General features: G+C 40.1%; 9 protein-coding genes. 4 read left to right on the plus strand and 5 right to left on the minus strand.

The window, feature by feature from the left end:
- Positions 1-313 precede the first annotated feature (313 nt).
- A complete protein-coding gene (locus tag BTO08_RS02935; RefSeq protein ID WP_105059828.1) occupies positions 314-3,853 on the plus strand; it encodes a hypothetical protein in 3,540 nt (1,179 codons plus the stop codon).
- Entirely contained in the window at positions 3,853-4,353 is a 501-nt protein-coding gene (locus BTO08_RS02940; RefSeq protein ID WP_105059829.1) for an OmpA family protein, read from the plus strand. Before BTO08_RS02935 ends, BTO08_RS02940 begins: the two co-directional genes overlap by 1 nt.
- A gap of 73 nt (positions 4,354-4,426) precedes the next feature.
- Here BTO08_RS02940 and purB read toward each other — a convergent pair whose 3' ends face one another.
- The 4 genes from purB to BTO08_RS02960 all read right to left on the minus strand — a co-directional run bounded on the left by purB (position 4,427) and on the right by BTO08_RS02960 (position 8,650).
- Positions 4,427-5,794, minus strand: coding sequence for an adenylosuccinate lyase (gene purB / locus BTO08_RS02945; protein ID WP_005368795.1), 1,368 nt, complete (start codon positions 5,792-5,794; stop codon positions 4,427-4,429).
- Positions 5,795-5,891: 97 nt separating this feature from the next.
- Positions 5,892-6,509, minus strand: coding sequence for a high frequency lysogenization protein HflD (gene hflD / locus BTO08_RS02950; RefSeq protein WP_005368793.1), 618 nt, complete (start codon positions 6,507-6,509; stop codon positions 5,892-5,894).
- A 12-nt stretch (positions 6,510-6,521) separates the two neighbouring features.
- Entirely contained in the window at positions 6,522-7,637 is a 1,116-nt protein-coding gene (mnmA, locus tag BTO08_RS02955; RefSeq protein ID WP_105059830.1) for a tRNA 2-thiouridine(34) synthase MnmA, read from the minus strand.
- A gap of 362 nt (positions 7,638-7,999) precedes the next feature.
- Positions 8,000-8,650 carry a pseudouridine synthase gene (locus tag BTO08_RS02960; RefSeq protein ID WP_105059831.1) on the minus strand — a complete coding sequence of 217 codons (651 nt, stop codon included), beginning with the start codon at positions 8,648-8,650 and terminating at the stop codon, positions 8,000-8,002.
- A gap of 140 nt (positions 8,651-8,790) precedes the next feature.
- Between BTO08_RS02960 and icd the strand changes: the two genes are divergently transcribed.
- The gene (gene icd / locus BTO08_RS02965) at positions 8,791-10,044 is read left to right on the plus strand and encodes an NADP-dependent isocitrate dehydrogenase (RefSeq protein WP_105059832.1); all 1,254 of its coding nucleotides are present in this window, start codon (positions 8,791-8,793) and stop codon (positions 10,042-10,044) included.
- Positions 10,045-10,512: 468 nt separating this feature from the next.
- Here the strand turns inward: icd and cspD are convergent, their stop codons facing one another.
- A complete protein-coding gene (gene cspD, locus BTO08_RS02970) occupies positions 10,513-10,734 on the minus strand; it encodes a cold shock domain-containing protein CspD (protein ID WP_005368784.1) in 222 nt (73 codons plus the stop codon).
- A gap of 224 nt (positions 10,735-10,958) precedes the next feature.
- Between cspD and clpS the strand changes: the two genes are divergently transcribed.
- Positions 10,959-11,279 (plus strand): ATP-dependent Clp protease adapter ClpS, encoded by a 321-nt coding sequence (gene clpS, locus BTO08_RS02975; RefSeq protein ID WP_005368782.1) that lies wholly within the window; start codon positions 10,959-10,961, stop codon positions 11,277-11,279.
- The last annotated feature ends 1 nt before the right edge of the window (position 11,280 follow it).

An 11,280-nucleotide genomic window follows, 5' to 3' on the forward strand; every position in this document is an offset into this window, starting at 1 on the left:
TATTTATCTTACCGCCTTTAAAATTTAGCTCTATCACCGAAAATAGTTATATTTATCCTCAAACTGTATTTGTTGTTTTTTAATAAAACCTTGTTTCTTTCTCTGAAATTCAAAATCAAAACATTTCAATATTTATGAGTTAACCCATTTAACAGCAATTGTTAGCCTCTTCATATCAGCCTTTACGTAATTTTGCTTGTATAGAACACCAATATATAGCGAGCAAAATAAAGGGATAACAAATTCAGAATAAAGTGCTCGCATCAGTGTTACCACGTTTTTAAATCAGCGTAGTGACCGACAAGAGGTTCTAGTGAAAACGTTTAAATTAAGTCAAATAACAGTATTAATCATTTCAGCGCTCCCATTAATGGTACAAGCGCAATCTGTCATCGATCAAAATACGACTCAAACGTCAGAGCCTGAGTTGACATTATTAAGCTCAGAGTCAACCAATATTAAAACTGATATTCATACTCAGAAAGACAATTCTCGTATCTATCTTGATGAGGGAGCTATTTGGGCTACTCGTGATATTACTAAGTTTTCACCCGAACTTAATGTGGATCTCAGTGATGAGGTGGAAGTTGAGCATAATAAGGTGACAGATAGCCTTCGCTTTAATATTCAAACTAATTACTCTCATTATATTAAGCAGTGGCAACTCTCAGTTTATCGTGGCAAAGATCGTCATTTATCTCAGCCATTAAAAGTCTTGAAAGGTAATGAGCTGAGTAATGACTTTGATATTGAGTGGGATGGTAATACAGAGACTGGCTATCAGTTTAAAGCAGGAGAGCAGCTGATCTTTAGACTCAAGGTTTGGGATAAAGATGGCAACATGGATGTATCGACACTCGGTGTTACCGATTTAGTTCATGCTGATAAACAAGTGGAAATCGATAAACTTGATAATGATGATAACAATGAAAAGCGCAGTTACGGTCGTGCAACATTGATGCGTCATAACATTCCCACGTCATCAGGCATGGCAAAAATGATGGGTACAGGACTTAAAGGTGTTGATACTGTAACCATTGGTGATGATGAGTATGATGTTGAAGATGGCAAATTGTATGTTGAAAAGTACTTGCCGACAGATGCGTATATGTTCCCAGTTAAAGTGAAATATGACGATGGCAAAGAGCGTGATTACCAGCTATTTGTTCGTATTCCCGATACTTACTATGCTCAAGCTGGTTTAGTGGATCTGTATTTTGGCCGTAACCATGTTTCTGGTAATAAAGACGTACTTGCTGTTGATGAACAATACCAAGGTGATATTTATAACCGTGGTCGATTAGCGTATTTCGGTCAAGGTAAGTTTGGCGACAAGCTTCAGGTTGTTGCCCATGTTGATACCAAAGAATCGGCGTTAAAAGATATGTTCAAACATCCGTTTGCCGCAGACGACACAACGGTATTTGATATCTTAGACGATGACGACGAAATGTATTACGGCAACTATGGTGATGAAGCCAATATTGAGAAAGTCGTTAATACCAAAGGTAAAGTCTATCTTGATGTGCAATATGACAAATCCAGTGCCATGTGGGGTAATTTCAATACTGGATTAACAGGTACTGAAAACGCAGATTACAGCCGTAGTTTATATGGTTTTAAAGGGGATTATCGTACTCGTCAAACCACGTCATTTGGTGATGATCGGCTTGCTGTTACCGCTTTTGCTTCACAAGCCGATACGCTTTCTTCGCATGATGAATTCTTAGGTACTGGTGGTAGCTTGTACAGCACTCGTCACGGTGAAATTGTACCAGGCAGCGACAAAGTCACTCTCGTTGTGCGTAACAGTAAAACAGGTGTTGTGGAAAGCCGTAAAACCTTGCAATCGGGTCGTGATTATACCATTAACCCGTTCCAAGGTCGTATTGTGCTAAATAAACCATTAAGTCAGCAGTCACAATCTGGTGGTGATGGGGTATTAGATTCATCAACCAATAACGATCTAGAAAACTACTTATCGGTTGATTATGAATATGTACCAAACGGTAGCAAATCACTAGAGCAAATGACTGCTGGTGGTCGTGTTAAAGGTTGGCTTACCGATAATATTGCGCTTGGCAGTACTTACGTACAAGAGCAAAAAGACAACCAGGACTACCAGTTATCAGGCGCTGATTTAACTTTAAAAGCAACGGAAGGAAGCTATTTAACTGCGGAGTTTTCTCACTCTGAAGGGCAGCAAACGGACAGTAACTATTTATCAAAAGACGGTGGTTTAAGTTTCGATAAAATTGAAAATACTGATCCAAATGCTAAACGTCAAGGTGACATGATCCAAGTTCATGCTGTTGCAAGTTTGTACGATCTTATGCCAGAAACTTTTGGTGCTGTCGGTAACGATATTGAAGCGTGGTACCGTGATAAAGACTTGGGTTACTCCTATGCTAGTCAAGATGATAACTTGGCACAGTTAGCTTATGGCTCGAAGCTACGTTTGCAGTTTGGCGATCGTACACAATTAACCACTCGATTTGATCATTTAGATGAGCAAGATAGCAGTGGTAAAACGGTTACCGATACCGAACGTGTTGAGGTTGAAGGACAATACCGTATTACTGACAATGTGAAAATTGCAGCGGCTGGGCGACATGTTAATGAACTCAATTATGATGACCAAAAGAGCTCTGGTGATCTGATTGGCATTCGTGCTGATTACGAATTTAACGATGACAAAAGTTTATATGTTAAAGGGCAAAAAACGGTTAATGCCAGCCAAAGTTTTGATCAGGATGATAGCGTTGCAGTGGGTGGTGAGTTTGCACTGAATGAGGATTGGATGTTATCAGGAGAATATGCGACAGGTGATCGCGGCGATTCTTTGCAAGCGAAAGTGGATTACCAAGTTAACGACGACTATTCCACTTATGCGAGTTATATCCAAGAAGATTATGATAACGAAAATAATATTGTTTTTGGTCAGAAAGCCGATCTAACTGACACGTTATCGTTCTATCAAGAGAATCAGTTTGTGGATGATAACAATGGCAAAGGGAAAGTGAATTCCTTTGGTTTTGATTATGATGTGAATGACGACGTTGATGCGGGTATTGCATTTGAAAAGAGCAACTTAAAAAGCACAGATAACGGTGAGATTGAACGCAGTGGTATCAGTCTTTACACGTCAGTTGATAAAGACGATTACAGCTTAAAAAACAAAGTTGAATACCGTGTCGATAAAGGTGATAACAAAGTCACTCAGTTTGTGACTACTAACCGTTATGTTCATCATCTTACGGATGAATACACCTTGTTTGGCAAATTCAATTACTCGAAATCTAAAGATGAAACCAAAAACGAAGTTGTTGAACGCTATACCGAAAGTAGTGTGGGTTTAGCTTATCGTCCTATTTTTAATGATCGCTTGAACTTCTTAACTCGCTACACCTATTTAGAAGACTACGACCAAACTGACCGTTCAAAAGAGCAAGATACCAATAATGAGAAGAGTCATATTGTTGAAGGTGAAACGATTTATTCGGTTAATGCTCATGTTGATGTTGGTTTGAAAGGAGCTTATAAGAAAAAATCTGAGCTTTATAAACGTATAGACAGCAGTGATGTGCCAGTGAAGAACGAGATTTTCCTAACAGGTGTCAGTGCAAGTTATAGAGTGATGAAAGACTGGGATGTAACAGGTGAGTATCACTGGAAAAAAGATCGTGTCACTGATGACTTAGAGCAAGGTGCCTTAGTTTCTGTTAATAAACATATTAACGATAATATGTTTATTGGTGTGGGTTATAACTTTTCTAAATTTGATGATGATTTAGTACATAACGATGATTACAACGCGAAAGGCGTCTTCATTAACTTAGTGGGTAAATTCTAATGAAAAAATCACTCTTCGTATTATGTTTATTAACGTTATTTACTGGTTGTTCAACTGATACTTATGTTAGCCAAGAAAACATCAATAAGTTTGATGATCTTACCGTGAAGAAGTTTTTAATTGCAGAGCTTAAGCCGAAAACAATAGCGGAAGATAAGAAAATATACTTGTCTTTAATCTCGCATTTTGACTTTGATAAAGCGGTTTTAAAACCAGAAGACATTAAAGAGTTAGATGATTTTATTGCTAAAATTCAGTTACTTTCAGGTGATATATTAATTGCAGGCCATACTGACTATCAAGGTAGTGATAGCTACAATGAAGCTTTATCGCTGCGTCGTTCACATGCGATTGAAAGCTATTTAAAAGCGCGAATTGATGAAAGGCATTATCATGTTGAAGTGAAATATTTTGGCGAGAAGAATCCCATCGTGAAAGGGCACAGCTTAAAAGCTAATGCATTGAACCGCCGTGGTTTGGTGATGTTCACGGAAGTCTAATCGATAAATTAGAGATAAAGAAAAGGCGAGAAAGGTAACCTTTCTCGCCTTTTTAATCTCGTTTATAACGACATTATAGCTTGTCAGTTAGCTTAACAGCATCACCAATGTAGTTTGCTGGTGTTAGCTCTTTTAGACGTGCTTTTTCATGTTCTGGTAGATCAAGACCATCGATGAATACACGCATGCCTTCGCCATCAACACGCTTACCACGGGTTAGCTCTTTTAGCTTCTCGTATGGCTTTTCGATACCGTAACGACGCATTACTGTTTGTACAGGCTCAGCCAATACTTCCCAGTTCTTATCAAGCTCTGCAGCTAACGCATCAGCGTTAACTTCTAGCTTGCTAATGCCTTTCAGTGTTGATGTGTAAGCAATAATTGCATAACCACAACCTACACCTAGGTTACGAAGTACTGTTGAGTCAGTAAGGTCGCGCTGCCAGCGAGAAACAGGCAGTTTCTGTGCTAGGTGACCGAAGATAGCATTTGCTAGACCAAGGTTACCTTCAGAGTTTTCAAAGTCGATTGGGTTAACTTTGTGCGGCATGGTTGATGAACCGATTTCACCTGCAATCGTCTTCTGCTTGAAGTGACCTAGTGCAATGTAGCCCCAAACGTCACGGTCAAAGTCTAGAAGGATTGTGTTGAATCGTGCGAATGCATCGAATAGCTCTGCGATGTAATCGTGTGGTTCAATCTGTGTTGTGTAAGGGTTCCAAGTGATACCTAGAGAGGTCACGAACTCTTCACTGTACTGGTGCCAATCGATTTCAGGGTAAGCTGAAAGGTGAGCGTTGTAGTTACCTACAGCACCGTTGATCTTACCAAGAATTTCAACGTTTTCGATTTGCTTGTATTGACGTTCCATACGGTACGCCACGTTAGCCATTTCTTTACCCATTGTAGATGGAGAAGCTGGCTGGCCGTGAGTACGAGTAAGCATTGGAATATCACGGAATTGATTTGCTAGATCTTTGATCGCATCAATCACGTTACGTACTTCTGGAAGCATTACTTTTTCACGTGCTTCAGTTAGCATAAGCGCGTGAGAAAGGTTGTTAATATCTTCTGAAGTACATGCAAAGTGGATGAATTCGTTAACCGCGTGAAGCTCTGGTAACTCAGCAACTTTTTCTTTTAGGAAGTACTCAACGGCTTTAACGTCATGGTTTGTTGTACGTTCAATCGTTTTAATGCGTAACGCATCTTCTTCACTAAACTCAGCGGCAACACGATCTAAGAATGCGTTAGCTTCAGGGCTGAATGCAGGAACTTCCACAATAGCGTCAGTAGCGGCTAATTTTTGTAACCAACGGATTTCAACGATTGTGCGGTACTTTAGCAGACCAAATTCACTGAAAATGCTGCGTAGTGCGCTTGTTTTACTTCCGTATCGGCCATCTACTGGGGAAACAGCAGTCAATGCTGACAGTTCCATATTGGGTCTCTCCTGATTTATAAGGGTTAAAACAATTTGTTCATCTAGCTAAGGGATTAGCCAAAGCTAGATGTTATGAATATTTACATCGTCGCTTTTAGTTTCGCGCAAGCAAGATTTTTGCTTGCTCGATCATTTGCTTACGACCAAACAATAAATGTCGACGCTTACCGCCAACCTGACGCCAAAGTACCGCACCACGTACCGCTGCAAGTAACAATGCACGGACTTTATGTTGTACGTGAGATTGTTGTAGTTGTGCAGGTGTACCTGATACTTGGATACGGGGGCCAAGCGGGCTAATAATATCTAGATAAACACTCGCAATGTTGCTTAGCATTTGCTCGTCAAGTAGCTCAAAATGGTCACGTTGGCGTTTAAGCATATCAATGCGATCCCCAAGCTGTGACATGCTGTCTCGACGACTTTCTAATTTACGTTCTAATGCCATCACACTGACTAAGTAGCGAGTAATTTCACTACCTGACGTGCTATTGTCGATATCACGCACCATAGACTCTAAGCCCATGCGTAGGTTTTCTTCATTTCCATAGACAGCAATAGTATTGTTTGGTGTTGTTTCAACAATACTATTTAATGTTGCGGCTAGAATATCGTTGTCACAGCTACCATTCTTGGCAACTTCCTGAACCAGTTTTACCGCTTGGCAAATACCAGCAAAGGCGATTGTTCGATCATAAACAGTGTAAGCCACGGTGAAACTCCTTTAAATTCGCTCTTCAATAATGCCGCCACCTAGGCAGATTTCACCGTTGTAGAATACCGCGGATTGACCTGGAGTAACTGCAATTTGAGGCTCATCAAAAATCACTTTAATGGTTTCATCATCCACAGGAATGATGGTGCAAGGAATGTCTTGCTGGCGGTAACGTGTTTTCACCGTACAAGCCATTGTTTCACGAATTGGTTGACGATCAACCCAGTGCAATTGCTTCGCAATTAAACCGTTTGATTTTAGGCGCGGGTGATCTTTGCCTTGGCCAACAATCAATAGGTTGTTTTTAACATCTTTATCAACCACATACCATGCATCTTCGTGACCATTACCGCCTTTTTGACCACCAATATGTAAGCCTTTACGTTGGCCTAGGGTGTGGTACATCAAGCCTTGGTGTTCACCAATTTCTTTACCTTCGTCAGCGGTAACAATTTTACCTGGCTGAGCGGGTAGATATTTGCCTAAGAACTCAGTGAATTTACGCTCACCGATAAAACAGATACCTGTTGAATCTTTTTTCTTCGCTGTAATTAAGCCTTGCTCTTCTGCAATGCGACGAACTTCTGGTTTCTCGAGTTCACCAACAGGGAATAAGCTACGTGCGATCTGCTCGTGACTTAATGTGTACAAGAAGTAGCTTTGGTCTTTGTTATTATCTACACCACGTAACATTTGTGGTTTATCGTCTTCCGCTGTTGGGAAGCTACGACGGGTGTAGTGACCCATAGCAATGTAATCAGCTTCAAGTACTTCGTCTGCAAATTCAAGGAATGCCTTAAATTTGATTTCCTTATTACATAGAATATCTGGGTTTGGTGTACGACCGGCTTTGTATTCAGCTAGGAAGTATTCGAAAACGTTATCCCAGTATTCTGCTGCAAAGTTAATGGTGTGCAGAGGAATACCCAGCTTGTCACATACAGCTTGTGCATCAGCGAGATCTTCTGCAGCAGAGCAGTATTCGTCGTTATCGTCTTCTTCCCAGTTTTTCATAAATAAGCCTTCAACTTGATAACCCTGTTGAAGGAGTAGGTAAGCGGATACCGATGAATCTACGCCGCCGGACATGCCGACAATGACTTTCTTTTGGCTGTTATCTGACATATTTCTCTTCAGTCGCTAATTTAGTGTTAAGAGCGTAATTCTAACAGAAAGCATTGAGCTGAAACAGATCGAGAGCAGAATCACACTTCAATAAATAAGTGACATAGCGTAATGCGCTGTCTTATATCATTATCGAAATTAAAAAATTACTATAAATACAATAGGTAACAGCCAAGTAAGCCGTAAATATAAAGTATAATCAGACTGTTTCACTTGCCGCGCAAACGTTTGCTATTTAGGTCGATAATAATAGATATAGTTATGAATGTGTAGTTTTTTTGAAGAGAAAGAGTGTTTTACATTTTAGTTGGTAATCTGTGTGATTTGAGATAAGAAACAATCACACAGATGAATAGCAGCGTTTACAATTGTTCACTGGTAGTTAGTGTGACTTCTCGCCACTCACCAGGTGCAAGATCATTGACCGTCCATTGTGCCATTTGATAGCGAATTAGACGCAATGTTGGATGGCCAATATGTGCGGTCATACGGCGGACTTGGCGATTACGCCCTTCTTTTAATGTAATAGCAAGCCATGTCGTTGGAATGTTTTTACGTTCGCGGATGGGGGGATTACGATCCCATACCATTGGTGATTCAATGACTTCAACACCTGCAGGTAGTGTCATACCGTCTTTTAATTCTACGCCATCACGTAAAGCTTGTAGATTAGCTTCTGTTGGTGCGCCTTCAACTTGTACCCAATACACTTTTGCTTGCTTTGATTTGGGTTGAGTTAACCGTGCTTGTAAAACACCATCGTTGGTTAAAACTAACAAACCTTCACTGTCTTTATCTAAGCGTCCAGCAGGGTAAACATCTTTTACGGGGATGAAATCGGCAAGGGTGCTGTCGCCGGGTTCGCCCGAAAATTGCGTGAGAGTGTTAAAGGGTTTGTTAAATAAAATGATCTTTTGTGGACCGCGAGCTCGCTTAGGTTTATTTAATTTTCTTGATGCCCTGCGCTCATTATTGGAACGTTTAGGTTGACGAATCATGGTATTTGGCTTCATAAATACTGCCGTAATGGAGATTTGTAGTATAGACAGGTCTATTATACGTGAAAATAACACAATTGGCGTGCCGTTAAAATTTCAAGTATGATTTGCTCGCATCTTACAAAAAGATAACAAATGGACGCTAGGAGATTAAAATGGATAGTAAAGTAGTTGTACCAGTTGAAGGTCAGAAAATTACCCTAGATTCTGATGGTAAATTGGTCGTTCCTAACAACCCAGTCATTCCTTACATTGAAGGTGATGGTATTGGTGTTGATGTAAGCCCTGCAATGATTAAAGTTGTCGATGCAGCTGTAAAGAAAGCCTACGCTGGCGATCGTAAAATTGAGTGGATGGAAATCTACACAGGTGAAAAGTCTACACAGATTTACGGTGAAGATGCTTGGTTACCTCAAGAAACATTAGACTTTATCCGTGAATATAAAGTAGCGATCAAAGGCCCACTGACAACACCTGTTGGCGGTGGTATTCGCTCACTGAATGTAGCATTACGTCAAGAGCTAGATTTATACATCTGTGCTCGTCCTGTTCGTTATTTTGATGGTGTTCCAAGCCCACTTAAGCAACCAGAGCTAACTGACATGGTTATTTACCGTGAAAACTCTGAAGATATCTATGCGGGTGTTGAATTCCAAGCGGGCACTGCTGAAGCGGATAAAGTAATTAAATTCCTACAAGAAGAAATGGGTGCAACTAAAATCCGTTTCCCACAACAATGTGGTGTAGGTATCAAGCCTGTATCTGAAGAAGGCACTAAGCGTTTAGTTCGTGCTGCAATTCAATACACAATCGATAACGATCGTGACTCACTAACTTTGGTACACAAAGGTAACATCATGAAGTTCACCGAAGGTGCCTTCAAAGATTGGGGTTACGAAGTTGCGCTACAAGAGTTCGGTGCTGAACTACTTGATGGTGGCCCATGGATGACTCTAAAGAATCCAAACACGGGTAAAGAGATCGTCGTTAAAGATTGTATTGCTGATGCATTCTTGCAACAAATTCTACTTCGCCCTGCTGAGTACGATGTTATTGCAACGATGAACCTAAACGGTGATTACGTTTCTGATGCACTTGCAGCACAGGTTGGTGGTATTGGTATCGCACCTGGCGCAAACATTGGTGATGGCATTGCACTATTTGAAGCAACGCACGGTACTGCACCTAAGTACGCAGGCCAGGATAAAGTAAACCCAGGTTCACTTATCCTTTCTGCAGAAATGATGCTGCGTCACCTAGGTTGGGTTGAAGCTGCAGATCTAATCATTAGCTCAATGGAAGCTGCGATTAGCAACAAAACAGTGACTTATGATTTCGAGCGTCTAATGGATGGCGCAACATTACGTAAGTGTTCTGAATTTGCTGATGATATGATTGAACAAATGTAATTTAATCATTACATATAGATATGAGCCCAGCACTGCTGGGCTTTTTTGTATGTAAAAAACACAGTTTGTCTGCTTGTTAGGCACTCAGAGTAGTGGTTCGTGCTTAACTTCTCAAAGGTGATATTTGGCTATGAGTCAATGGTTTTCATCGCTGATTATTTCGCATATGATGAAAACAGAGCAGGAGAATTGTTAAAAATATGTTTGTATTTGAGCGATGGGGAGTGCTTTTTTAGTCATGCACTTTTTATTCATAATATGTTGGTATATTTCTCTGGTACAGAACAAGATTAGCGAATAACCATGTGATATCCGTACTTTTAATGTCCATTGAGTCATTAGATCGTAGACAAGTAAACACATTATTATTATTGTCTGTTAGTAATTCTGTAGATGTTGAGATAGAAGGGAAAAAATTAAAGGCGAGCGAAACTCACCTTTATTATACACAATGTGGTAGATACAAGATTACTTAGCTTCATCACCTTCAGCGAGGATGATTTCGCTAGCATGATAGCCTTTAGGGCCTGTTTGCACTTCATAGTTAACTTGTTGTCCCGCCTTAAGTGTTCTGTATCCTTCCATCTGGATTGTAGAGTAGTGGGCGAAGATATCATCTTCTCCATCCTCAGGGCAGATGAAACCAAATCCTTTGGCGTTATTGAACCATTTCACTGTACCTGTTGCCATGCTATTACATCCCTCTTGCATTCAACTTCCATTTGGCATTAGCCATATAACAATACATTTGATAGTTTGCATACTAATGCGTTTTGATGCAGATTATATCTACTACAGGTAACACTTTAGTAAAAAGAGCAAGTCAGTCAAGTGTTCTTTGTAACATTTTGATAAAATCTTTTTTGTTGGCTTCGCTATAGCCAGCTTGTGAACTAATGAACTAAGATGAAACTATGAGTAAGTTATACGAATGGATTAGTCCTGACTCCGATATTTTAGAAAAGGAAGAGATTCAGGTTAAGCCACCATCGATGTACAAAGTAATTTTGAATAATGATGATTACACACCGATGGATTTTGTGATAGAAGTGTTACAAACTTTCTTCTCCATGGATCTGGAGAAAGCTGCTCAGTTAATGCTAGCTGTACACTATGAAGGCAAAGCTATTTGCGGAACTTTCACAGCAGAAGTAGCAGAAACAAAAGTAGCGCAAGTAATGATGTACGCACGCGAACATGAACATCCGCTGTTGTGTACTATGGAAAAAGCATAAT

The sequence above is a fragment of the Photobacterium angustum genome (assembly GCF_002954615.1).
GTDB lineage: Bacteria > Pseudomonadota > Gammaproteobacteria > Enterobacterales > Vibrionaceae > Photobacterium > Photobacterium angustum_A.

Bases quoted from the DNA above. Each gene is read 5' to 3' on its own strand.
- icd (WP_105059832.1), top strand. From the start codon at position 8,791: ATGGATAGTAAAGTAGTTGTACCAGTTGAAGGTCAGAAAATTACCCTA.
- BTO08_RS02940 (WP_105059829.1), top strand. From the start codon at position 3,853: ATGAAAAAATCACTCTTCGTATTATGTTTATTAACGTTATTTACTGGT.
- purB (WP_005368795.1), bottom strand. From the start codon at position 5,794: ATGGAACTGTCAGCATTGACTGCTGTTTCCCCAGTAGATGGCCGATAC.
- clpS (WP_005368782.1), top strand. From the start codon at position 10,959: ATGAGTAAGTTATACGAATGGATTAGTCCTGACTCCGATATTTTAGAA.
- mnmA (WP_105059830.1), bottom strand. From the start codon at position 7,637: ATGTCAGATAACAGCCAAAAGAAAGTCATTGTCGGCATGTCCGGCGGC.
- cspD (WP_005368784.1), bottom strand. From the start codon at position 10,734: ATGGCAACAGGTACAGTGAAATGGTTCAATAACGCCAAAGGATTTGGT.
- BTO08_RS02960 (WP_105059831.1), bottom strand. From the start codon at position 8,650: ATGAAGCCAAATACCATGATTCGTCAACCTAAACGTTCCAATAATGAG.